We start from the raw sequence: 23,534 nt of genomic DNA, 5'->3' as shown, positions 1-23,534 counted from the left end.
CCGGCGTCCGCGCGGCCGCCTCCGGGGGCGGAACGTGGGTCCAGTCCGCCGATCCCCCCACCGGGTCCGGAGCCGTCGGCCGGGGGCGGCCTCTCGGGCGGCGCGGGGTGCGACCCGCCACGTGGACGTCCCCGGGCTCCGGAGGGACGACCGGGGACTCGATCGAGGGCTCGTCGTCGGGTTCCTCGGCGGGGCGGGGGCTGTCGCGGGGACCGAATCTCACACCCCGATCCTGCGTCGCGGTGGCGGGGGTCGGCAAGGAGAGCAGGTCAGCGCACCCCGGGCGTCCCGAACAGCGCCGCGCACAGCGTCTCCAGCCGGGTCGGGCCGTCCTCCGCCGTCAGGACGGTGAGCACCTGTTCCCCGCCGACCGCGTCCAGTCGCAGGCGTACCGTGACCTCCCGGCGCATCGGCTCCGTGACGCCCTGCGCCGCCGCCACGTCCTGGAGCCCCACCGAGACCAGCTCGGGCAGGTCGATCATCAGGGGGATCTGCCCGCCCGCGGGCAGCTCGTCCAGCCACAGGTCGAGGACGCGCCGCGCCAGCCCGTTCAGCAGCCTGCCCCATGGCTCGACCAGCGCGGGCGGCACGTGTTCGGTCTGGAGTTCGGGCAGCCCGAACCTGGCCAGCCCCTTCGTCGTGAACCAGAACCCCTGCGGCCCCGCCGTGTGCGGCAGCAGCATCCAGTCGGTCAGCCGGATCTCACCGTCGGGACCGGGAAGTGAGTCCGCCAGGCGGTCGGGGGTCAGGATCTGCGGCGTGAACACGTCGATGACCGGCGCGCCCTCGGCCACCGCGAACGCGACCGCCCGCGCGGCCCACTCGTGGGCGGGCGGCCAGCCCGGACGGTAGGCGGCGCGGACCGCCAGCAGGTGCGTGGCGCCGGTCACGGCGGCCAGGTCCACCGGCGACGCGCCGTACAGCGCCAGCAGGTCCGTGGGCAGCGGCGGGAACTCCCCGGCCGGGCGCAGGTCCAGCGTCAGCATCGGGCTGGCGAGCATGCCGAGGACCAGGTCCCGCAGCGGCGGCGCGATCCGTCGCGTCACCCGCTGGCGGGCCTCCTCCCTCGGGTCGGCCGGAGGGTCGGCGAACGCCACGGCGTACGTGCCGTACAGCGCCTCCGGAACCGGCAGCGTCAGAGTGTCACCCAAACTCGCATCCCCCGCCCGGCAGGGCTCGTCGGAACCCGTCTGACACTAACGATCAGACCGGAAGGGGACACCGAAAATGATCTGTCGCAAAGGGGACAATTTCCTACCAACGCCGTCATTGACACCTGGACGGCTCTCTCGGCAGGGCGTGTTCGAACCACACGACCTTCCCCCGGTCCGTGCGGTGCGTCCCCCACCGGGTGGCCAGCACGCTCACGAGTTGCAGGCCGCGCCCCGACTCGTCGGTGTTGCCGGCCCGGCACAGGTGCGGCAGCTCGTGCCCGTCGTCGGACACCTCGCACAGCAGCGCCCCGCCGCGGATCAGCCGCATCCCGATCTGGCCCGCGCCGTGCACCAGCGCGTTCGTGACCAGCTCGCTGACCAGCAGCTCCACCGTGTCGGAGAGGTCGGACAGCCCCCAGCGCGCCAGTTGCCCGGCGGCCTGCGCGCGGGCCTGCCGCACCATGCTGGGCTTGGCGGGCAGGTCCGGCCACACGGCGACGTCCTCCGCCGGAACGCCGTCGCACCCCACCGCGACCAGCGCGATGTCGTCCACCGGAGCGGCCGGGCCGAGCGTCTCCAGCACCGCGTCGCAGGTGCGTTCCAGCGACGGCGCGGCCCCGGCCAGCTGCCCGCGCAGCGCCTCCATGCCCTGGTCGATGTCGCGGTCGCGGCGCTCCACGAGCCCGTCGGTGCACAGCACGAGCTGCGCGCCGTCCTCGACGGGGACCTCGACGGTCTCGAACGGCTCCCCGCCCACCCCGATCGGGACGCCGGACGGCACCGGCAGCACCCGGCTGTCCCCGCCCGCCGACACCAGCACCGGCGGCAGGTGCCCGGCGTTGGCGAGCTGGCAGGTCCGCGCGACCGGGTCGTACACCGCGTACAGGCAGGTGGCCAGGTAGTCCTCGCCGAGCCGCCGGGTCAGCGTGTCGAGCTGGTGCAGCAGCTGGTCGGGGCGCAGGTCCTGGGCGGCGAGGGTCCGCACGGCCGTACGCAGCTGCCCCATGATCGCGGCGGAGGTGAGGCCGTGGCCCATCACGTCGCCGACGACGATGCCGAGGCGGCAGCCCGGCAGCGGGATCGCGTCGAACCAGTCGCCGCCGACCTGCGCGGCCTGCCCGGCGGGCCGGTACCGGAAGCACACCCGCGCGCCGGGGACCTCCGGCGGGTCGTCGGGCAGCATGCTGCGCTGGAGGCGCTGCACGGCCTGCGCCTCGCGCCGGTACAGCCGCCCGTTGTCCACGCACAGCGCGGCGCGGCGCACCAGCTCCTCGATCATGGTCAGGTCGAGCTCGTCGTAGCCGGGCCGCCCGGGGCGGCGCATCAGCTTGCACAGCCCGAGGACCTGGCCGCGCGCGACCAGCGGCAGGATCAGCAGCGCCCGGCCGGTGATCAACGGCCGCAGGTCGCGGTCGGTGTAGGACGCGCAGATCTCCGCGGCCCGTTCCGGGGTGACGCGCGGGATGTGGACGCCGAGGCCGGTCTCCAGCACCCGCAGGCACGGGGTGTCGGGCGGGATCCGGGTGATCTCCCCCTCGGGCAGGGTGTCGGCCCAGCGGCCCGGCTCGTCGTCGTGGACGACCGCGATCCGGCGCAGCGGGGCGTCCTCGGCGACCGGCCCGGACGGATGGTCGATCTCGGCGGAGGCGACCCGCTCCAGCAGCTCGACCACGGCGTAGTCGGCGAGCCGCGGCACCATGACCTCCGCCAGTTTCCGCGCCGCCTGCAGATGGTCCAGCGAGCTGCCGATCTGCTCTCCGGCCTCGCCCAGGAAGGTGAACCGCTCCCGCACGGCCATCGTCTCCAATCCCTCTCGTGGGCGCGGTCGGAGTGTCGCCGGAACGTGTCCGGCGTCGTGTCGGGGACCGTTCGGCACGGCGGCCCGGGGCCGCAGCCGCAGGGCGCGCGGCATGCCGCCCCAGTAGGGGACGACCGGCAGCCGCACGGTGACGCTGAGGTTGACGGCGGGGTAGCCCATGGCCAGCACCCGCGCGGTGACGTGCTCGGTGGCGGCGGGGCCCATCAGCGGCAGCAGCTCGGCCAGCCGCCGCCCCAGCCGGGACGCGTCGCGTTCGGTGATCGGGACCAGGGTGGGCTCGACGCGCAGCAGCCGCAGCCCGGTGACGGCGGGCAGCGGCCCGTCCGCCGGGGACACCATCAGCACGTCGCCCATGCCGAGGCCGGGTCCCTCGTCGCGGAGCCGCCGCAGGTCGGCGGCCACGGCCAGGACGCGGATCGCCGACGGTGAACGTTCGGAGGCCCCGTCCCCGTCGATGTCGCGGTCGATGGGGTACACCCACCAGGCGACCTCGGCGAGCTCGCCGTCGTCGACGCGCGGCACGAAGCAGCCGCCGCACCACACGTGCCCGAACCCTCCGGGCTCGAACGCGGCGCGGTGCTCCTGCGGGACGCGCAGCAGCGTGGTCAGCGAACGGCCGACGGCCTGCTCGCGGTCCAGCCCGAACAGGTCGGACGCGGCGTGGTTCCAGTGGGTGATGCGGCCGTGCCCGTCGAGGGCGATCACGCCCATCCGGGCCACGCCGAGCAGGTGCTGTTCCAGCAGGCGCGGCGCGCACGCCCCGTCGTCGTTCGCCTCGCCGTCGCGGCCCTCGCGCGCCCGGTCGCGCGGCCCCGTTCCGGTACGCCGCTCCCCCGTGTGCTGCGCCGATGCCCTCGGCTCACCACCAGCGATGATCACGCGGACCCCTCCCCTGGGCGGTTGCGAAGTAATGCCCCCGACAACCCGCAGTAAAGAGGACGTTACCTCGCGTGAGGCCAAAACGCTGGCGGTCTGACGAAGTGGCCTGAATCAGCAGCGGACCGGCGTCGCCGAGCGAACCGCCCATGCCCAGCGCCGTCGAGCCGACTTTTGTTACACATACCCGCAACTATGTCCACAAGCGGCAAGAGGCACTAATGCCGCATTGACACCCTCTTACCCCCAGGCAGACGATCACGCAGCCCCCGTAGTGATCCACGCCCTGGAGGCGCGATGACACGCAGGTTCCTCCGACGGCCGCAGCACGGCCGCCGGGCGGCGAGCGTGCTGGCCGCCGCGACGCTCCTGATCGGAATGTCGCAGGCGATCCCCGCGAACGCCGCTCCACCGACCCCCGCACCGGAGGCAGGCCCGCGGGTCTACTCCGGCGACCTCGGCGCGGCGGAGCTCAAACAGCTCCGGTCCGTCGGCATCGACCACGAAGATCTCAAGACCACCAAGGGATCCAAGAAGGGCACCACCCGTGTCCAGGTGATCCTCAACAGTTCCCAGGCGAAGGAGCTGGCCGGGAAGGGCCTCCGGCTCACCGCCCAGAAGGAGTCCCAGGTGCGGGCCAAGGCCGCGCCGAAGGTCTTCCGCCCCTACAGCGGGCCCGGCAACATCCGCGAGGAGATCCTCAAGGTCGCCGCCGACCACCCGAACATCGCCCAGGCGGTGACGATCGGCACCTCCGTGCAGGGCCAGCCGATCACCGCGATCCGGGTCAGCAAGGACGTGTCCAAGCTGAAGGACGGGCGGCGGCCCGCCGTGGTCTACCAGGCCACCCAGCACGCCCGGGAGTGGATCACGCCGGAGATGGTGCGCCGGCTGCTGCACCACTACGTCAACGGCTACGGCAGGAACGCCGACCTGACGAAGATCGTGGACACCACGGACCTGTGGTTCCTGCCGGTGGTCAACGTCGACGGCTACGACCTGACGTTCCAGCCCGGCTTCCGCCTGTGGCGCAAGAACGTCCGCGACAACAACGGCGACGGCCAGATCACCTCCGCCGACGGCGTCGACCTCAACCGCAACTTCCCCTACAAGTGGGGCTACGACAACGAGGGCTCCAGCCCCCAGCCCACCAGCCAGACCTACCGCGGCCCCGGCCCGGCCTCCGAGCCGGAGACCCGCGCGCAGATCAACCTGTACAAGCGGCTCAAGCCGAAGTACCTCATCAACTGGCACTCGGCGGCCCAGCTGCTGCTGTACGGCGTCGGCTGGCAGGCCCTCACGCCCAGCCCCGACGACCTGGTCCACGAGGCGATCGTCGGTGACATCGACCGTCCCGCCGTGCCCGGCTACGTCCCGCAGCTCGGGGCGCAGCTCTACACCACCAACGGCGACACCGACGGCGAGGCCGAGAACCACCACCACGCGCTGGCGCAGACGCCCGAGATGGCGACCTGCGCGACCGCCGCGGGGTACGACCCCAACGACGAGTGGACGCCCGAGCGCTGCGCCACCGACCCGGGCAGCATCTTCGGCTTCCCCGACGACGAGAAGCTGATCAACTTCGAGTTCGGCAAGAACCTGAACTACGCGATCTCGGTCGGCAAGTCGGCGCACACGCCCGACCACCCGGTCTCGCCGGTCGGCCGGTCCGTGCCGGACTTCAAGGTCGACAAGTTCGGCGTCTCGATGGGCGGGACCCAGGAGGTCGCCGCCTGGATCCGTCGCTCCCTCGCCGCCAAGCACCTCAACTACCGGGTCAACGGCGGGAAGGTCCGGCGCGACATCGTCCGCGAGTGGCGCGGCGGCGAGCGCTACGGCAGGGACAACGACACCTACTTCGCCGAGTTCCGCGGCAAGGTCCGCGGCCAGAGACCCGGCGACCGGGTCGAGGCGTGGTTCAGCGGATTCAAGAAGGGCAAGCGCGTCGACAGCGAGCACTTCACCTACACGGTGCGGTCCGCGAACAAGGCCGACGTGCTGGTCATCGCCGACGAGGACTACAAGGGCATCAACCCGACCTATCCGCCCGGCACCAACGCCCCGCGCTACGCCGACCAGTACGTCAAGCTGGTCCGCGAAGCCGGGCACCGTGCCACGGTCTGGGACATCGACAAGGACGGCGCCCCGCACGACCTCGGAGTGCTCAAGCACTTCAAGGGCGTCGTGTGGTACCTGGGCGACAACCGGCTGACCCAGGACGCCGCCGACGACCCCGTGCGCACCTACGCGGGCAACTTCCCCGACTCCCAGGTCGCCGACCGCGCCAAGGACCTGCTCCTGTCGGTGCGGTCCTACCTGAACGAGGGCGGCAAGCTGCTCTACACCGGTGAGACCACCGGATACAACGGCCCGCTCGCCTTCGCCAACGGCGGCGGCATCTACTACGGCGCCAAGGGGCACCCCGAACGGCCGTGTGTGATCACCGCCAGCTTCCGCGACGACTGCGAGCTGCTGTCGGACGACTTCCTCCAGTACTGGCTGGGGTCCTACGAACGGCAGTCGGTCGGCGCGCCGACCCGGTTCAACGGGAGCGGGCGCCCCTACAGCGGCACCGACGCGGCGCTGGCCGGGACCGCCACCAACAAGATCAACGAGGCGGGCGGCATGCTGGTGACGTCCGACCAGCTCCCGCCCGACCGGTTCCCGCAGTTCAGGAGCTGGTCGGCCGGCACCTACAAGGACGCGGCGGGCCAGTTCGAGCCGATCGAGGGCAGCTGGTTCGTCTCCGGGCCGCACCGCGACAACCTGTACCGGAGGCTGACCCGCACGATCGACCTGACCAACGTGACGGCGGCGCAGGCGCCGACCCTCCAGGCGAAGATCAACTACAGCACGGAGAGCGGCTTCGACCACGTCCTGCTGGAGGCCCACACCGCCGGCGCCGACGACTGGACGACGCTGCCGGACAAGAACGGCCGCACCTCCACCAACGTGCCGGCCGAGTGCGAGGCGGGCTACTTCACCCAGACGCACCCGTTCCTGCTGCACTACCTGACCCAGGGCAACCCGTGCCGTAACACCGGCACCACCGGCGCGTGGAACTCGTTCACCGGGGTCTCCACCGGCTGGACGCCGGTCGCGTTCGACCTGTCGGCCTACGCGGGCAAGAAGGTCGAGGTGTCGTTCGCCTACGTCAGCGACCCCGGCTCCGGCGGCTCGGGCCTGACGATCGACGACACCAGGGTCACCACCACCGGCGGCACCCTGGACGCCGAGGGCTTCGAGACCGGTCTCGGTCCCTGGCAGATCCAGGGCGCGCCGACCGGCAGCCCAGGCAACGGGGTGGAGTTCGTCCGCTCCCAGGCCCAGTACCGCACGGCCGCGGCGGTGGCCACGCGCGACTCGGTCATGCTCGGCTTCGGCATCGAGCAGGCCGCGACGCACGCCGACCAGCGCGCGCTGATGACCAGATCGATCAGGTACCTGCTCGACTGATCGTTCCCGACCCCGAAGGCCCGGCCGCCTCCACCGGCCGGGCCTTCGGCTGTATTTATGGCCTTTCGGCCCATCCCCTCCGCCCTGGGGGCTCCGGGGCTGACCGAAAAGCGGGCGAGCGCTGCATCGCTTCGCGATCTTCCGCCGGGATCTCGCCTTCGGCTTCGATCCCGGCCTCAGCCTCCGGACGCGCTCGCGTGCGGGGCCGAGGTCGTTTTCTCGATCCGGCCTTTTACCTGGGGATATGCCGTGATCCAAAATCGACGCGCCGGGTTGTGACGGACGTCACGCAACCCTTTAGCGCGTTCCAATCGTCTTACCTATCGGGAACGCCACCACTGCGTGGAAGCGCCCGACCGAGCCTGGCCCGCGACGTCCCGGACATCCGGGGTCGCCCTGGCGGCGGCCGGTCCCGCGCTCACCCTCGGCCCACCCTCCACGCGAGGCCGAGCACAACCCCCCGGCCCGGGATGTCCGGTCGCGACGCGGAACACGACGAGAAGTCGTGTCCGTCCGCGTCATGCGACGGCCCCGAACCCGTCGGGAACGGTGGAACGTACCCCTGCACGGGGGGCGGCACGTCCGCCCGGTCCGCGCGCGCCCCGACGCGCGCGATGATCACGACGACCACGGGGAGCGACGACGATGACCGCTGTCACCATGCCCAAGGCCCGACCGGCCGCCGAGAACGACCGCTACGAGCGCGACGTCCTGCCGTTCGTGGACCCGCTGTACGCCAGCGCGGTGCGGATGACCCGCAACAGCGCCGACGCCGAGGACCTGGTGCAGGAGACGCTGATCAAGGCGTACTCCAACTTCCACCAGTTCCAGGAGGGCACCAACCTCAAGGCCTGGCTGCACCGCATCCTGACCAACAACTTCATCAACGGCTACCGCAAGAAGCAGCGCGAGCCGCAGCGCGCGGGCTCGGAGGAGCTGGAGGAGTGGCAGATCGCGCAGGCCGAGGCGCACTCGGCCGGGTTCCGGTCCGCCGAGTCCGAGGCGCTGGACCGCATCCCGGACCAGCGGGTCGTGGCCGCGCTGAACGCCCTGCCCGCGGACTTCCGCGACGCGGTCTACCTGGCCGACGTCGAGGGCTACGCCTACAAGGAGATCGCCGAGATGATGGGCACCCCCATCGGCACGGTGATGTCCCGGCTGCACCGGGGCCGCAAGCAGCTGCGCGAGGCCCTCGCCGACCACCGCCCTCGCATGGCCCACGAGCTGGCCGCCTGAGCCCGGCCGCCCGGTCCCGCTCCTTCCGGGCGGCCGTGAGACCGGTCCCGCGGTTGCCCCGTGATCGCGGGATCGCCCGTCTTGTTAAGCTGGAACACGGTGTAGTCGATTCGCTACGTTGAGTCGCATGCCGCATCTGGTCGCCTCCGTTCTCGCCGGGGCCGCGTTCGCGCTCGCCCCCGCCGTCCCCGCCGTCGCCGCCCCCGGCCCCACCGTGGTCCGGCTCACGCTGACCTTCCCGGAATCCGACACCTCCGCCGCCCGCAGCGTCGTGCTGTTCTGCGAGCCGCCGCGCGGCGGGCACCCCGCCGCCGCCCGGGCCTGTGCCGAGCTGGCCCGCTCGGGCGGGAGGTTCGAGCGGGCGGAGCCCTTCCCCACGGTCTGCACGCTGGAGTACGCGCCGGTGGTCGCCGAGGCCGAGGGGACGTGGCGCGGCAGGCCGGTCATGTTCCGGAGGGAGTACCCCAACCAGTGCGCCCTGCGGGCCTACACCGGCACCGTCTTCACGTTCTGACCCGCCCATCGCTGAATAGGGGCCCGCACGCCGGGTAGACGGGCGGAACCAGCGCGTTCGGGCACGGTCAAACGGGAGCGGACATGGTACGGAGAGTCGGCGACGTCATGACCTCTGAACCCCAGGCCCTGCCCCTGCACGCGACGCTCTACGAGGCCGCCCGGGTCATGCGGGACAAGGGGATAGGGGACGTCCTGGTCACCGACGGCGAACGGCTGTGCGGCATGGTCACCGACCGCGACATCGTGGTGCGGGCGGTCGCCGAGCGCCGCAACACCGTGTTCACCTCGCTCGCCGAGGTGTGCACCGCCGAGCTGGCCGTGCTGGGGCCCGACGACGACACCGACACCGCCGTGCGGCTGATGCGCGAGCACGCGGTGCGGCGGCTGCCGGTGGTGGACGGGGGCCACCGGCCGATCGGGATCGTGACGGCCGGTGACCTGATGCTGGCCGGGCTGGACGGGCCGGGGCCGCTGCCGGAGATCAGCAAGGCCCCGCCGGGCCTGTGAGCGGGGGTGGCGGTACGCAGCACCCCTTCCACCGGCTAACGTCGATGGTGTGCCGACCACCGACGCCGTCCTGACCGACCAGCTCGCCGTGGAGATCGCGCGACTGGGAATGGTCGGCGAGTCCTCCGACGTGGGAACGTTGCACCGGACCGCCGAGCTGGCGACCCGGGCCGTTCCGGGCTGCGCGGGCGCCTCCGCCGTGCGCTGGGCGCTGCCGCGCACCGACGACCCCGCCGAACGCCCCGAGCCGCTCGCCTCGGCCGCCAGCCATCCCGACCTGGCCGACATCGTCGACCGGCAGCTGGCCCGCGGCAGCGGGCCGATCTTCGATGTGGTGACCGGCCGCCGCCCGGTCGCCAGCGACGACATCCTCGCCGAGACGCGCTGGCCGGAGACCATGCCCGACATGCTGCGGCGCGGCGTGCGGTGCTTCTCCACCACCCCGCACGTCAACCGCCCGGTGCTGGTGACGCTGACGCTGTACGGGGTGACGCCCAAGTGCCTGGCGCCCGGCCAGCAGGCCCTGGCGTCGCTGCTGCTGGCGCAGGGCAGCGCCGCGGTGTCCAACTCTCTCCAGTACGGTCAGGTGCACCGCACCGCCGTCCAGCTCCAGGAGGCGGTGGAGTCCCGTGCGGTCGTGGACCAGGCCAAGGGCATCCTGATGCACGCGCTGGGCTGCGACGCCGACCAGGCGTTCGCGGAGATGCGCCGTATCTCACAGACCCGCCATGTGAAACTGACCGCACTGGCCCAGCGCATCGTCAGTGATCAGGGCCTCCTCTGAGGCCGATCCTGAATCGTGACCAGTGCGTTCACCGGGACGAACTAGGCCACCCCGACGCTTCGGGAATAGGCTGCGCACCGTGCACCGACGCCCGGCCGCCAGGCGCGGTGGGCGAACGCAGGGCACATCCCGTGCCGACCGACGAGACCAGGGAGAGCTTCATGCCGGAACAGCTCGAACCTGAGACCGTCCTGCGCGAGATCACCGATCTGGAGAGCCGGATCGCCGAGCTGCGCCAGGCCGCCAACCTCCCGCGGCCGGACCTGCGGGCCACCCTCGACGCCGCCCTGATGGAGCTGGAGCTGGCGGTGGCGGCGCTGCACACCCTCGGCACCGACCAGGTGGACACGGCGGGCGGCTCGGCGGTGGCCGAGAGCGAGCGCCGGGTGCTGCGCACGGTGTTCCAGGACGCTCCGGTGCCGATGTTCCTGCTGGACCGCGACGCCGGTGTGCGGCGGGTCAACCGGCAGGCGGCGGCGCTGCTGGGCACCTCCTCGGGCTATGTGTCGGGCAAGCAGTTCGCGGCCTTCTGCGACCTGGCGACGCGGGCCGCGCTGCGCTCCCACCTGGCGGCGGCGGTGCGGACCGGGCGGCGGCAGCGGGTCGCGGTGCGGTTCCTGGGCCGCGAGCACCCGGTCGACGCGGTCGTCACGATGGTGCGGGTGTGGATCCGCGGCGAGCCCGACCCCATGGTGATCGTCGCGGCCGGGCCGACCACCACCCCCGTCGACGACGACCGCACGCCCGTCCAGGCCGCCGAGACCGCGCCGGTGGACGACGAGGCCGTCGCGACGATCGTGCACCGGATGGACGTGCTGGCCACGGCGGGCGAGCTGCTGCTGGACGAGCCGGTCTTCAACGAGACCGTCGCGATCCGCCGCTGCGCCCGGCTGCTGGCCGCCGAGCTCGCCGACTGGGCGATCATCGACCTCACCGAGAACGGCCACGTCGGCGCGGTCGGCGCGCTGCCCGCCGAACGCCGCTCCACCGGCGTGGAGACGCTGCGCCGCGTCGTGGTGATGGGCCCGGCCGACGACGACGAGCGCGTCCACGAGTCCGCCCGCGCCCTGGAGGCGCTGGAGCCCGGCGAGGACACCCTTCCGTACACCGTCTGGCGGACCCGGCAGAGCGCGGTCCACCCGCACGTGGAGGACCTGAACCAGCTCGGCGTGTGCTCCGACGGCCAGCCCGTCTGCGCCCGCATCGGCGCGACGTCGCTGCTGTGCGTGCCGATCGAGGACGGCGAGCGCTGCCTCGGCACGATCACGCTGACCGGCAGCGGCGAGCACGGCCCGTTCGACCTGATGGACCTGGCCGTGGTGCAGCGCCTGGGACGCCAGCTGGCGCTGGTGATCCGCGCCGCCCGGCTGTACCGGCGGCGCGCCGAGGTCGCCGACTCGTTGCAGGCCAGCCTGCTGCCCAAGACGCTGCCGTCGATCCCCGGCGTGGCGCTGGCGGGCAAGTACATGGCCGCCACGCACGGCGGCGAGGTCGGCGGCGACTTCTACGACGTGTTCCGCACGATGGACGGCTGGGGCCTGGTGCTCGGCGACGTGTGCGGCAAGGGCGAGGACGCGGCGGCGGTCACCGCCACCGCCCGGCACGGGGTGCGGCTGGTGTCGCGCTGGAAGCCGACGCCCGAGGAGGTGCTGGCGCTGGTCAACGACTCCCTGCTGGAGGAGGACCGGTTCGTCACCGCCGTGCTGGCGACGGTGCGGCCCAAGGGCGAGGGCGTCACCGCGGCGCTGGGCATCGCCGGGCACCCCCCGGCGATCGTGGTCCGCGCCGACGGGGTGATCCGGACCACCTCGCGCGGCGGCGTGCCGCTGGGCCTGTTCGAGGACTTCGACGCCGGGCTGGACACCGTGGACCTCGGGCCGGGCGACACGCTGTTCCTGCACTCCGACGGGGTGCTGGAGGCGTGCGACCCGGTGCGGCAGGAGTTCGGGCAGGAACGGCTGATGGAGATCCTGGCCGCGCACGCCACCGAGCCGGTCGAGGCGATGATCGACGCGGTGGAGCGGGCGCTGCTGGACTACTGCGACGGGGACCTGCGCGACGACGTGTCGATGCTGGCCCTGCGCGTCCTCCCGCCGTCCCTGAGCTGATTATCGCGCTTTTTGTGGGGTATTCGGCGGTTATGACCACGCCCAAAAACCGCCGCAACGAGACCGAGCAGGAACGTCGCGACCGGCAGCTCATGGAGCTGCTGCAGGGGTTCCGGGTGGCGGTGACGGGCGTGCAGGTCCTGTTCGCCTTCCTGCTGACGCTGCCGTACGCCGCGCGGTTCCACACCGTGGACGACACCGGGGTGGTGCTGTTCTACATCGCCCTGTTCGGGGCCGCGGTCGCGTCGATCTGCTTCATCGCCCCGGCGATCCAGCACCGCATCCTGTTCCAGGCCGGGCAGAAGCCGCTGCTGATCCGCCGGGCCAACCGGTTCGGGATCGCGGCGGCGCTGGCCCTGGCGATCTCGATCACGGCGGCGACCACGCTGATCGTGCAGACGCTCACCGACGGCTGGGCGACGGTCGCGACGGCGGCGGTCGTGGGGCTGCTGGCGTCCTGGGCCTGGTTCGTGCAGCCGCTGCTGACCCGCCGGGCCGTCGCCCGCGCGGGCCGTCCCGACGACGACGGCGACGGGCGCGAGGGCCGGGAGACCGAGCGGGAGGCCGAGCGCGAGGACGAGCGGGCCGACGAGGCCGAGGCCGTCGAGCATCCGCTGAGCCGCGGGGGCGCGGACGTCCGCTGACGCGCGAAAGCCCGCGGGACCTGGCGGTCCCGCGGGCTTTTCGGGTCGGCTCCTAGTAGGACTTACCGAAGATCACGCGCTTGCCGTAGGCGGAGGGCCGGTCGCACTTGACGCACGTGCCGGTCTCCTCGGGGGCCTCGGCCGGGATGACCCGGGGCGTGGCGGCGGTGTCGGCCTTGATCTCGTCCTCGCACTCGGCGCGCCCGCAGTGGAACGCCTTCGCCCAGCCGCCCGACACCTGCCCGGCGAACGCGTCCCAGGAGTCGGTCTCGGCGGTGTTCTCCTCGCGGAACGCCTCGGCGCGGGCCAGCAGGAACGACTGGAAGTCGGCCAGGATGCCCGGCAGCAGCTCCGGCACCTTCTCCAGCGGGATCTGCTCCTTGCCCTGGCCCTCGACCGTGGGCAGGCGGCGGGCCAGGGTGGCCACGCCGTTCTCGACGTCGCGCATGCCGAGCTCGATGCGGACCGGCACGCCCCGCATCTCCCACTCGTTGAACTTGTAGCCGGGGGTCAGGTTGGGGCGCTTGTCGTCCACGTGGACGCGGATGCCCATGGCCTTGATCGCCGCGCCCAGCTTGCGGGCCTCGGCGGCGGCCTGCTCGCCCTGCTCCTTGCGGCCGATCGGGACGATCACGACCTGGTGAGGGGCCAGCCGCGGCGGCAGCACCAGGCCCTTGTCGTCGCCGTGCGTCATGATCACGCCGCCGATCATGCGGGTGCTCATGCCCCAGGACGTGGTGTGGGCGAGCTGGAGCTTGCCGTCCTCGTCCTGGTACTGGATCTCGAACGCCTTGGCGAAGTTGGTGCCCAGGTAGTGCGACGTCCCGGCCTGCAGGGCGCGGCCGTCGCGCATCATGCCCTCGATGGTGTAGGTGCGGACCGCGCCGGCGAACCGCTCGCCGGGGGTCTTCTCCCCGTGCACGACCGGCATCGCGGCCAGCTCGCGGGCCACCCCCGCGTAGGCGTCCAGCGCCCACAGGGTCTCGCGCATCGCGTCGTCCTCGTCGATGTGCGCGGTGTGCCCCTCCTGCCACAGGAACTCGGTGGTGCGCAGGAACATGCGGGGCCGCATCTCCCAGCGGACCACGTTGGCCCACTGGTTGAGCAGCAGCGGCAGGTCGCGGTGCGACTCGATCCACTTGGCCATGTACTCGCCGATGACCGTCTCCGACGTCGGCCGCACGACCAGGGGCTCCTCCAGCTCCTTGCCGCCCGCGACGGTCACCACGGCCAGCTCCGGCGAGAAGCCCTCGACGTGCTCGGCCTCGCGCTTGAGGTAGGACTCGGGGATGAACATCGGGAAGCAGGCGTTGTCATGGCCCGCGTCCTTGATCCGCCGGTCGAGGTCGGCCTGGAGCAGCTCCCAGACCCGGTACCCGTACGGTCGGATGACCATGGTCCCGCGGACCGGGCCGCGGTCGACCAGCTTGGCCTGGACGACCAGCTCGTTGTACCAGGCTGAGAAATCTTCGCTCTGCGGCGTCACACCTTCACGACTCACGCTGACGAGGGTACTAACTGAGCCGACCCGGCTATAACGCAATACCTGTTCGGTGCCGGTGTTGTTATCGTCCGCGAACGCGCTGGTCCGGCTTCACGTGCCCGCTCTCCGTGACGACCCCGCCGAGGCGGAGGCCCCGTCGCACCGGCTGCCGCCGGGCCCGCTCGGCGCCGCCCGCTAGCGCCCCAGGTAGGCGCCGCCGTTGATGTGGAGCGTCTGGCCGGTGATGTGGCCCGCCTCCGGGGAGGCCAGGAACGCGACCAGCGCGGCGACCTCGGCGGGCGTCCCGGCGCGGCCGTCGGCGGTCTGGTCGATGTTCCAGCGGCGGCGCTCCTCGGTGAGGGTGTCGCCGAAGAACTCGGTGTCCTCGATCAGGCCGGGGGCGACCACGTTGGCGGTCACGCCCCGGGCGCCCAGCTCGGCCGCCAGCCCGGCGGTCCAGGCGACGACGCCCGCCTTGGCCGCGCCGTAGGACCCGGGGCCGCGGGCGCCCGCGATCGAGCCCACGGTGATCACGCGGGCGCCGTCGGCCAGTCGCGGGGTGAGCGCGGTGGTGACCAGGACGGCGCTGAGCAGGTTGGTCTCCAGGTTGGCCAGCCAGGCGTCCCGGACCCCGGCCAGGCCGTCCGGGGCGGGGCGGCTCCGGTCGGTGTTGCCGCCGGCGTTGTTGACCAGGACGTCCACGCGTCCGGGCAGGGCGGGCAGGGCCGCCTCGATCCGGGCCGGGTCGGTGGCGTCGAAGGCGACCGCGCGGACGCCGAGGGCGGCGGCGGTCTCCGCCAGCACGCCCTCGCGCCGCCCGGTGATCACCACGTCGAGCCCGGCGTCCGCGAGCAGCGCCGCGACCGCCCGTCCGATCCCCGTGCCGCCTCCGGTCACCACGGCCGTGCGGGTCATGTCCCCTCCTTGATATTTAGGTCTAAACTTCTCTGTACGCTAGGCCGGGTGAACGAGGAACGCAAACCCGACGCCGTCGACGAGATCCAGCGCGCCTGGGCGCGGGAACGGCCGGGCACGCCGGTGGAGTCGATCGGGATCATCACGCGGGTGTGGCGCTCGGCCAAGCTGCTGGGCGACGAGCGAAGGCGCACCCTCGCGCGGCTCGGGATCGACACGGCCACCCTGGACCTGCTGTCCACGCTGCGCCGCGCCGGTCCGCCCTACGCGATGACGCCGGGCGAGCTGCGCCGGGCGAGCATGGTGACGGCCGGGGCCGTCTCCCAGCGCGTCGCGCGCGCCGAGGACGCCGGGCTGGTGGCCACCGAGCGCGGGCCGCGCGGGCGCACCGCGGCGGTCCGGCTGACCGGCGCCGGGCACCGGCTGATCGAGGAGTCCGTGGACGAGCTGCTCGCCCACGAGGACTCCCTGCTGGACCACCTGACCGCCGAGGAGCGCGCGCGGCTGACCGAGCTGCTGCGCGCGCTGCTGGACGGGCTGGTCGAGCGGCTGGACGCCGACCCGCGTCCGGGCCAGGTCGGCGACGCCTGAGCGGCGGTCAGAAGTAGGTGGGGTAAAGGTTCCCGGTGGGCCAGCTCTTCACGGCGTTGGCGGCCTGGTGCAGCAGGCCGTCGATGGCGCCGAAGCTCGGGGCGTTGCCCTCTTGGCGCCGGTTGAACAGCACCGCCCAGGTCAGGCCGTCGAAGCGGCGGACCAGCAGGGTGCTGGTGCCCGGCTGGCTGCCGTCGTGCCAGGTGTTGAGGCCGCCCTTGACCGGGCGGACCATCCAGCCCGCGCCGAAGTAGTAGCCGTCGGCGTTGACGCCGGTGGCGGGCTTGGCGAACGCCCGGCCGACGGAGGTCGCGTTCAGCACGCTCGTGCCGCCGTCGTAGATCCCGGCGAACCGCACCAGGTCCACGGCCGTGGACAGCCAGCCGCCCTGGGAGTCATGGGTCTCCAGGCTGAACCCGCCATAGGGGAAGGGGACCTTCCGGCCCGAGCCGTCGAGGACCGTCGGGGTGGTGTGGATGGAGTCGTAGGTGACCTCGCCGGGCGCGCGGGTGAGGGAGCGGCCGAGCCTCATGCGGGTGATGCCGCGCGGGGCCAGCACCGTTCGCTGCACGTAGGTCGCGTACGACTGGCCGGTGACCTTCTCGATGATCCGGCCGAGCAGCAGGAAGCCGTAGTTGCAGTAGACGGGCTTCGTGCCGGGCGCGTGGTTCAGCTTGCGGGCCGAGGCGTAGCGCATGATGTGCGCGTGCTTGATCGGCAGCGGCACGTTGAGGGCCTTGGCGATCTCCAGGTCGCGCCACGTCACGTCGGGCGTCAGGCTCTTGTCCCAGCCGCCGAGGTGCTGGAGCAGGTGCAGCACGGTGACGTTCGCCAGGCGCGGGTCGGCGGCGGTGGACAGCCCGAGCAGCTTCGCCACGCGGTCGGTGAGCCTCAGCTTCCCGTCCTGGACCAGGCGCAGCACGGCGGTCGCGGTGATCGGCTTGGAGACGCTGGCGATCCGGAACAGCGAGGTCGGCTGGACGGCGAAGCGCGGGTCGGAGCTGTAGGAGTAGCCGCGCGCCAGCAGCAGCCTGCCCTTGCGGACGACGGCGAGCTGGCCCGCGCTGACACCGCGCTCGGTCATGAACCTCTTCATCGTGGCGTCGAAGCCCCCCAGCCCCGTCAGGGCCCTGCCGGTGACCTTCCAGGCGGGGGCCGCGGCGGCGGCGCCGGCGGAGGCGGCCCGCTGCTCGGCGGAGCAGGCGGAGAGCACGGCTCCGGCCCCGGCCATCCCGGCGAACTTCCCGAAATCGCGGCGGTTCAGGGCATGCTCGGTCATCACTGCTCCAGGGGGACGGATCGGTCGATGATCATCCGCACCCTAGCCCATCCCGGCGACCCGCCCGGCGAAATTCGGTTGCCCCGGCGTCCGGGCCCGGCCGAGACTCGGAGGTCGGACCGGAGGAGGGGGACCCGTGGGCCACGTCGAGGTGGGGCATGTCGGCCACACGCTGCCGGACGGGCGGATCCTGCTGGACGACGTGTCGTTCCGGGTCGGCGACGGCGTGACGGCCGCGCTGGTCGGGCCGAACGGCGCGGGCAAGACCACGCTGCTGCGGTTGGTCTCCGGGGACCTGGCGCCGCAGGAGGGCACCGTCGCGCACAGCGGCGGGCTCGGGGTGATGCGGCAGTTCGTGGGGAACGTGCGCGACGCCTCCAGCGTGCACGACCTGCTGCTGACCACCGCTCCCCCGCGCGTGCGCGAGGCCGCCGCCGCGCTGGAGGCCGCCGAGCTGGCCATGATGGAGCGCGACGACGAGCCCACCCAGATGCGTTACGCCACCGCGCTGGCCGGGTGGGGCGACGCCGGGGGCTACGAGGCCGAGGTGCTGTGGGACGCGTGCTGCGTGGCCGCGCTCGGCGTCCCCTACGAGCGGTGCCGGTGGCGCGAGGTGCGGACGCTGTCGGGCGGCGAGCAGAAACGCCTGGTCCTGGAGGCGCTGCTGCGCGGCCCCGACGAGGTCCTGCTGCTCGACGAGCCCGACAACTACCTGGACGTCCCCGGCAAGGAGTGGCTGGAGGAGCGCCTGCGCGAGACGCCCAAGACCGTGCTGCTGGTCTCCCACGACCGCGCGCTGCTGGACCGGGCCGCCGACCGGATCATCACCGTGGAGGCCGGGCGGGTCTGGGTGCACGGCGACGGGTTCGCCTCCTACGCGCAGGCCCGCCGCGACCGCAACGAGCGCCTGGAGGAGCTGCGGCGGCGCTGGGACGAGGAGCACGCCAAGCTCAGGCAGCTCGTCCTGACGCTGAAGAACAAGGCGTCCTACAACGACGGCCTCGCCTCGCGCTACCAGGCCGCCCAGACGCGGCTGCGCAAGTTCGAGGAGGCCGGGCCGCCGGAGGTGCCGCCGCGCGACCAGAGCCTCAAGATGCGGCTGCGCGGTGGGCGCACCGGCAAGCGCGCCGTGATCTGCGAGGGTCTGGAGCTGACCGGACTGATGCGGCCGTTCGACACCGAGATCTGGTACGGCGAGCGGGTCGCCGTGCTGGGCTCCAACGGCTCGGGCAAGTCGCACTTCCTGCGGCTGCTGGCGGGCCTGGCCGAGCAGCCTCCGCGCGGGGCCTCCCCCGTCGAGCCGGTCGCGCACTCGGGCGTGGCGCGGCTGGGGGCGCGGGTCGTGCCGGGGCTGTTCGCGCAGACGCACGCGCGGCCCGACCTGGCGGGGCGCACGCCCTGCGAGATCGTCATGACCGAGCACGCGCGGCTGCGCAACGACGCCATGAACGCCCTGGCCCGCTACGAGCTGCAACTGAGCGCCGAGCAGCCGTTCGAGACGCTGTCGGGCGGGCAGCAGGCGCGGTTGCAGATCCTGCTGCTGGAGCTGGGCGGGGCGACGCTGCTGCTGCTGGACGAGCCGACCGACAACCTGGACCTGGCCAGCGCCGAGGCGTTGCAGGAGGGCCTGGAGTCCTACCAGGGCACGGTGCTGGCGGTCACGCACGACCGGTGGTTCGCGCGGTCGTTCGACCGGTTCCTGGTGTTCGGGTCGGACGGGGCGGTGTACGAGTCGGCCGAGCCGGTGTGGGACGAGAGGCGGGTCGTCCGCGGGCGCTGACCCCGCGGGGGCCGCTCAGGATCCCGGCTTCTCCGGCAGCGTCAGGTCGAACTCCACCCGTACGTCGTCGGCCAGCCGCAGCGCGCCGAAGAACGCCGAGAACGGCTTGATCCCCCACCGGGTCTGCCGCACCGTCGCCGACCCGGTCACCCGGTCCCCGGTGAGCTCGGCGGTCACGGTCAGCGGCTCGGTGCGGCCGAGGACCGTCAGCCCGCCGGTCAGCTCGTGCTCGGCGACACCGGTGGTCCGGTAGACGATCGTCGGGTGCCGGTCCGCCTGGAGGACCTTGCGCAGGTTCCGCGTGATCTCCGCGCGGTCCTGGTCGGACAGCGGCAGCACCCCGCCGGTCCCCTCGCGGACCTCGATCCCGCCGACCTCCACGACGACCTCGACGGCCGGGGCCTGCCCGTCGTCGGTGACCGTGGCGCGCCAGCGGGTGGCCTCCAGCGTCAGGTCGTGGCCCGCGCGGCGGCCCAGCCCGCTGCGTCCCGTCCGAAGAGCCAGCCGTCCGTGCTCCGGTCCGATCTCGTACTCGCGCGTCGCCATGGTTCCCAGGGTTGGGGAACGCGCGCGCCTACGCAACCGGGACGGCGCGCCGGCCGTCCCGGCGTTCGCGCGGGACCGGTGTGGAGTTGGACGGGAGCGCGGGCGTCAGCGGGCGCGGGCACCCTCGCGGAGGCGCTCGGGGTCGACCTCGCGGCCGGGGTAGCGGCGCAGGTACTCGGCCTCCAGCTGGGCCGTGCGGCGGGTGTGCTCGGCGTAGGCCTGGTCGGAGGCGTGACGCAGGGCCTCCAGGCGGGTGTCGTACAGATGGCCGAGCTCGCGGAAGAGGTCGTCCTCGCCAAGGGCGCTGGGATCGATCCCCATGGTCATGCCGTCCCCCTCGATGGTGGCGCGCGTGTCCGTGATGGCGTACCCACGACCCGTACCCGGTCGGTCCCGGGTCAACCCGGTCGGTGGCGCCGGGGGCTTGCGGAGCCCCGTTCTGCCAACCTAGCGTTTGCTCATGACCGAGACACTGGGGCCGCTGGTCGGCCATGTCCACTCCGACGATCTCCCCTGGGTCAACGCCGGGCCGGTGGGGTTGCAGGTCCTCCGGGTCTCCGCCGACACGTGGGTGGTCCGCAACCGGTTCCGGGCGGGCTTCCAGCTCCCCAAGCACAAGCACACGGGAGGGGTGCACGCCTACACGTTCTCGGGCCGCTGGCAGTACGCCGAGTACGGGATCGACTATGTGGGCGGGACGTTCATCTACGAGCCGCCCGGCAGCATCCACACGCTGACCATCCTTGAGGACAGCGACATCCTCTTCGTCATCGAGGGCGCGTTCGTCGAGTTCGCCCCCGACGGGTCGATCAGCGGCGTCACCGACGGCGAGTCCACCCTGAACGCCTACTACGCGCTCTGCGACGCCGCCGGGATCCCCCGGCCCGAGGGCGTCCTCCGGTGAACGTCCCCGAGGGCTTCCCGGGCGGGTCCTTCCGGGACGGGCATCCGGGCGGCCTGTACGCGCGCCTCCTGGCCGCCCGGGCTCCCCTGCGGCATCCGGAGCTGCCGCTGTGGGTGGTCGCGCCGTACGCGCTCGTCCACGGGGCGGCCGCCGACCCGGCCGCCTACCGGTCCGGGGACGGGATCCTGATCGACGAGATCGGGCGCTCCTACGACGCGCCGCCGACGATCATGCACACCGACCCGCCGGACCACACGCGGTACCGGGGGCTGGTCGCGCCCGCGTTCCGGCCCTCGGCGATGCGGCGGATCGAGGGGGAGGTCCGGGACCGCGTGCGGGCCCTGCTCGCTCCCCTGCTCGCCTCCCCGGGCGGCGCGTTCGACGCCGTCGAGCGGCTCGCGGTGCCCCTGCCCCTCCAGGTGATCTGCCTGCTGCTGGGGATCCCCGAGGACGACTGGCCGCGCTTCTTCCGCTGGTCGGAGGCGATCGTGCCGGGGGCCGCGCCGGAGCTGGAGGAGCGGGAGCGCGACGCTCTGCGGGTCGAGTGCGGGACGTACCTGGTCCGCACCGCGCACGAGCGGCGGGCCGCGCCGCGCGACGACGTGGTCTCGCGGCTGGCGCTGGCGGAGGTGGACGGGGACCGGCTCAGCGACCTGGAGCTGGTCATGTTCCTGATCCAGCTGCTGGTGGCGGGCAACGAGACCACGCGGCACGCCCTGTCGGGCGGGCTGCGGGCGTTCGCCGAGCACCCCGGGCAGTGGGACGCGCTGCGGGCGGGCGGGGACCTCGGCCCTGCCGTGGAGGAGATCCTGCGGTGGACCTCGCCGGTCGTGTACTTCCTGCGGACGGCCGCGCGGGACGGGGAGCTGGGCGGGGTGAGGATCGCCGAGGGCGAGCGCGTCATGCTGCTCTACGGGGCCGCCAACCGCGACCCCGAGGCGTTCGGCGCGGACGCCGGACGGTTCGACGCGGCCCGCGCGCCCGCCGCGCCGGGGCTGGCGTTCGGGTTCGGGCCGCACTTCTGCCTGGGGGCGGCGCTCGCCCGCATGGAGATCCGGATCCTGCTGGAGGAGCTGCTCCCCCGCGTGGGACGGATCCGCCCGGCGGGCGAGCCCGTCCACAACGGCTCCCCGGTCGTGACCGGGCTGCGGCGCTGCCCGCTGGAGCTGGAGCCCGCCTGACCCGGCCTGACCCGGCCTAACGCGGCCTAACGCGGCGGGTTCCGGGGGCAGAACACCTTCAGCGCCCCCGGCCGCTTCCCGAAGCGCACCGCCGAGGCCGTGGAGTCGACCTCGCCGTCGCGGGCCAGCCGCAGTTCGCCGTCGGCGGCGACCAGCTCCAGGACGCCGTCCTCCCAGTGCTTGTAGCCGGGGGTCAGGTGGAGGTGACCGACCAGCACCGCCGCCAGCGCCCGGACGCGGGGCACCCGGCGCCCGGCGGTGACCATGCGGATGTCGAGCCGCCCGTCGTCCAGGTGCTCGCGCCAGGTGGGGGCGGGGCCGCGGGAGCCGTAGCCGCAGTTGCCCACGAACGCCAGCCACACGCGCCGCCGCCGCCCGTTCACGTCCATCTCCGCCGGCTCGGAGTGGCGGAAGGTGCGCCAGGCCGCGACGGCGAGGGCGGGCCACTTGCCGAGGCGGCCCTCCAGGCGCTCGCGGCGGTCCACGAGCTCGGTGTAGGCGCCGAAGCTGGCGGTGTTGAGGAAGACCGAGTCGATCTCGGCGGGGTCCCCCGGGCGCGTGCCCGCCGGGGTGACGAACGCCACGTCGACGCGGCCCAGGCAGCCGCCGCGGTAGGCGGCGATCGCGTCGGCGGCGGTCTCCATGCCGAGGGCGCGGGCGAAGTGGTCGAACGTCCCGCCGGGGATCGGCAGCAGCGGGACGTCGTGGCGCAGCGCCGCCTGCGCGCCCGCGTTGACGGTGCCGTCGCCGCCGACCACGGCCAGCACCTCGGCGCGGGCCGCCGCCTCCTCCATCACCTTGGCGAGGTCGTCGCCCGGGTCGTAGCGGACGATCTCGGCGGCGGGCAGGTCGCGGCCCAGCAGGTGGACGGCCGCCTCTGCGGGGCCGGGCAGCAGCGAGGGGCGGTCGCCGGCGTTCTCGCCGGAGGCGGTGTTGACGACGGCGACCACGCCCGCGCCGTCGCCGTTGATCGCGACGTCCTCGGTGACGGTGCGGGTGACGTGCGCGACCGGCGGGCGGGCGGGCCACACCAGGCGGGTGCCGACGGCGGTGAGCGCGCCGATGCCGAGCCCGGCCAGCACGTCGCCGGGGTAGTGCGCGCCGGTGTAGACGCGGGCGAACGCGACGGCGGCGGCGGTCGCGGCCACCGGGACGGCCACCGCGCGGGGGGCCTCCATCGCCACCCCCATGGCGAACGCGGCGGCCGACGCCGAGTGCCCGGAGGGGAACGCGTGCGAGGTCGGCAGCTTCCAGCGGATCCGGATCGGCGGCACCAGGTCCACGACCGGGCGCTTGCGGCGGAAGGCCTGCTTGCCGACGGTGTTGACGACCGGGCTGGCGACCGCGATGGCGATCGAGCCGCGCAGCGCGGCGCGGCGCAGGCTGGCGCGGCGGGTGAGCGCCATCACCCCGGCGGCGGTGAACCACAGCACCCCGTGGTCGGCCGCCCGCGACACCCGGGGCAGCACGTACTCCAGGCCCGGCAGGTGCGTGGCGGCGACCCGGTCGAACGCCCACCGGTCGAGGCGGCCCAGCCGGCGCAGCAGCGTCCTTCCGGGGGCGGGCTCGGCCGCGGGGGCGACCGGCCGGGAGGGGGGCGGGGTGATCCAGGCGCTCACGGCGTCGGCCACGACACGCGCGGGCAGCGGCCGCCGACGGTGATTGGCATGCATGTCGGGGGTATCCCCAGGGACAAGGACATGATTCCGATGATCTCGAATCAGGGGTCACATGCGGGCGAACGTCCCTCACATC

General features: G+C 73.2%; 19 protein-coding genes. 11 read left to right on the top strand and 8 right to left on the bottom strand.

Annotated features, from left to right (window positions below; translation table 11 throughout):
- Nucleotides 1-269: 269 nt before the first annotated feature.
- Both AKI01S_RS24475 and AKI01S_RS24470 read right to left on the bottom strand, forming a co-directional pair.
- Nucleotides 270-1,151, bottom strand: a complete 882-nt coding sequence (locus AKI01S_RS24475; protein ID WP_245681762.1) for a hypothetical protein — start codon at nucleotides 1,149-1,151, stop codon at nucleotides 270-272.
- A 115-nt stretch (nucleotides 1,152-1,266) separates the two neighbouring features.
- The gene (locus AKI01S_RS24470; RefSeq protein ID WP_084000190.1) at nucleotides 1,267-3,852 is read right to left on the bottom strand and encodes a SpoIIE family protein phosphatase; all 2,586 of its coding nucleotides are present in this window, start codon (nucleotides 3,850-3,852) and stop codon (nucleotides 1,267-1,269) included.
- A 294-nt stretch (nucleotides 3,853-4,146) separates the two neighbouring features.
- Between AKI01S_RS24470 and AKI01S_RS24465 the strand changes: the two genes are divergently transcribed.
- From AKI01S_RS24465 to AKI01S_RS24435, 7 genes are all read left to right on the top strand, one after another.
- Nucleotides 4,147-7,305 carry a M14 family metallopeptidase gene (locus AKI01S_RS24465; protein ID WP_067822522.1) on the top strand — a complete coding sequence of 1,053 codons (3,159 nt, stop codon included), beginning with the start codon at nucleotides 4,147-4,149 and terminating at the stop codon, nucleotides 7,303-7,305.
- A gap of 645 nt (nucleotides 7,306-7,950) precedes the next feature.
- Nucleotides 7,951-8,541 (top strand): sigma-70 family RNA polymerase sigma factor, encoded by a 591-nt coding sequence (locus AKI01S_RS24460; protein WP_067822520.1) that lies wholly within the window; start codon nucleotides 7,951-7,953, stop codon nucleotides 8,539-8,541.
- A gap of 127 nt (nucleotides 8,542-8,668) precedes the next feature.
- Nucleotides 8,669-9,055, top strand: coding sequence for an SSI family serine proteinase inhibitor (locus AKI01S_RS24455; protein ID WP_067822517.1), 387 nt, complete (start codon nucleotides 8,669-8,671; stop codon nucleotides 9,053-9,055).
- Between the two features lie 107 nt (nucleotides 9,056-9,162).
- Nucleotides 9,163-9,564, top strand: a complete 402-nt coding sequence (locus tag AKI01S_RS24450) for a CBS domain-containing protein (RefSeq protein WP_245681761.1) — start codon at nucleotides 9,163-9,165, stop codon at nucleotides 9,562-9,564.
- A 49-nt stretch (nucleotides 9,565-9,613) separates the two neighbouring features.
- Nucleotides 9,614-10,348, top strand: coding sequence for an ANTAR domain-containing response regulator (locus AKI01S_RS24445; RefSeq protein WP_067822512.1), 735 nt, complete (start codon nucleotides 9,614-9,616; stop codon nucleotides 10,346-10,348).
- 161 nt (nucleotides 10,349-10,509) lie between these two features.
- Nucleotides 10,510-12,456, top strand: a complete 1,947-nt coding sequence (locus tag AKI01S_RS24440; RefSeq protein WP_067822509.1) for a SpoIIE family protein phosphatase — start codon at nucleotides 10,510-10,512, stop codon at nucleotides 12,454-12,456.
- Nucleotides 12,457-12,488: 32 nt separating this feature from the next.
- Entirely contained in the window at nucleotides 12,489-13,100 is a 612-nt protein-coding gene (locus tag AKI01S_RS24435; RefSeq protein WP_067822506.1) for a DUF6328 family protein, read from the top strand.
- 52 nt (nucleotides 13,101-13,152) lie between these two features.
- Here the strand turns inward: AKI01S_RS24435 and proS are convergent, their stop codons facing one another.
- Together proS and AKI01S_RS24425 are read right to left on the bottom strand one after the other, a co-directional pair.
- Entirely contained in the window at nucleotides 13,153-14,601 is a 1,449-nt protein-coding gene (proS, locus tag AKI01S_RS24430; RefSeq protein ID WP_245681760.1) for a proline--tRNA ligase, read from the bottom strand.
- Between the two features lie 177 nt (nucleotides 14,602-14,778).
- A complete protein-coding gene (locus tag AKI01S_RS24425) occupies nucleotides 14,779-15,498 on the bottom strand; it encodes an SDR family NAD(P)-dependent oxidoreductase (protein WP_067822500.1) in 720 nt (239 codons plus the stop codon).
- 48 nt (nucleotides 15,499-15,546) lie between these two features.
- Between AKI01S_RS24425 and AKI01S_RS24420 the strand changes: the two genes are divergently transcribed.
- Entirely contained in the window at nucleotides 15,547-16,089 is a 543-nt protein-coding gene (locus AKI01S_RS24420; protein ID WP_067822497.1) for a MarR family winged helix-turn-helix transcriptional regulator, read from the top strand.
- Nucleotides 16,090-16,096: 7 nt separating this feature from the next.
- On the opposite strand, the gene AKI01S_RS24415 is transcribed toward AKI01S_RS24420, so the two are convergent.
- Entirely contained in the window at nucleotides 16,097-17,368 is a 1,272-nt protein-coding gene (locus AKI01S_RS24415) for a serine hydrolase domain-containing protein (protein WP_084000188.1), read from the bottom strand.
- A gap of 136 nt (nucleotides 17,369-17,504) precedes the next feature.
- Between AKI01S_RS24415 and AKI01S_RS24410 the strand changes: the two genes are divergently transcribed.
- Entirely contained in the window at nucleotides 17,505-19,148 is a 1,644-nt protein-coding gene (locus AKI01S_RS24410; protein WP_067822493.1) for an ABC-F family ATP-binding cassette domain-containing protein, read from the top strand.
- Between the two features lie 15 nt (nucleotides 19,149-19,163).
- Here the strand turns inward: AKI01S_RS24410 and AKI01S_RS24405 are convergent, their stop codons facing one another.
- A complete protein-coding gene (locus AKI01S_RS24405) occupies nucleotides 19,164-19,694 on the bottom strand; it encodes a YceI family protein (protein WP_067822488.1) in 531 nt (176 codons plus the stop codon).
- 105 nt (nucleotides 19,695-19,799) lie between these two features.
- Nucleotides 19,800-20,021 carry a DUF6158 family protein gene (locus tag AKI01S_RS24400; RefSeq protein WP_067822485.1) on the bottom strand — a complete coding sequence of 74 codons (222 nt, stop codon included), beginning with the start codon at nucleotides 20,019-20,021 and terminating at the stop codon, nucleotides 19,800-19,802.
- A 133-nt stretch (nucleotides 20,022-20,154) separates the two neighbouring features.
- On the opposite strand from AKI01S_RS24400, the gene AKI01S_RS24395 reads away from it, so the two are divergent.
- Nucleotides 20,155-20,598 carry a 2,4'-dihydroxyacetophenone dioxygenase family protein gene (locus AKI01S_RS24395; RefSeq protein ID WP_067822482.1) on the top strand — a complete coding sequence of 148 codons (444 nt, stop codon included), beginning with the start codon at nucleotides 20,155-20,157 and terminating at the stop codon, nucleotides 20,596-20,598.
- Nucleotides 20,595-21,779 carry a cytochrome P450 gene (locus tag AKI01S_RS24390; protein ID WP_067822477.1) on the top strand — a complete coding sequence of 395 codons (1,185 nt, stop codon included), beginning with the start codon at nucleotides 20,595-20,597 and terminating at the stop codon, nucleotides 21,777-21,779. Before AKI01S_RS24395 ends, AKI01S_RS24390 begins: the two co-directional genes overlap by 4 nt.
- A 26-nt stretch (nucleotides 21,780-21,805) precedes the next feature.
- On the opposite strand, the gene AKI01S_RS24385 is transcribed toward AKI01S_RS24390, so the two are convergent.
- The gene (locus AKI01S_RS24385) at nucleotides 21,806-23,452 is read right to left on the bottom strand and encodes a bifunctional phosphatase PAP2/diacylglycerol kinase family protein (protein WP_084000186.1); all 1,647 of its coding nucleotides are present in this window, start codon (nucleotides 23,450-23,452) and stop codon (nucleotides 21,806-21,808) included.
- Nucleotides 23,453-23,534 lie beyond the last annotated feature (82 nt).

The sequence above is a fragment of the Actinomadura kijaniata NBRC 14229 genome (assembly GCF_001552175.1).
Lineage (GTDB): Bacteria > Actinomycetota > Actinomycetes > Streptosporangiales > Streptosporangiaceae > Spirillospora > Spirillospora kijaniata.
The sequence above is the reverse complement of the archived record's forward strand: the minus strand, read 5'-3'. Positions and strand labels throughout refer to the sequence as shown.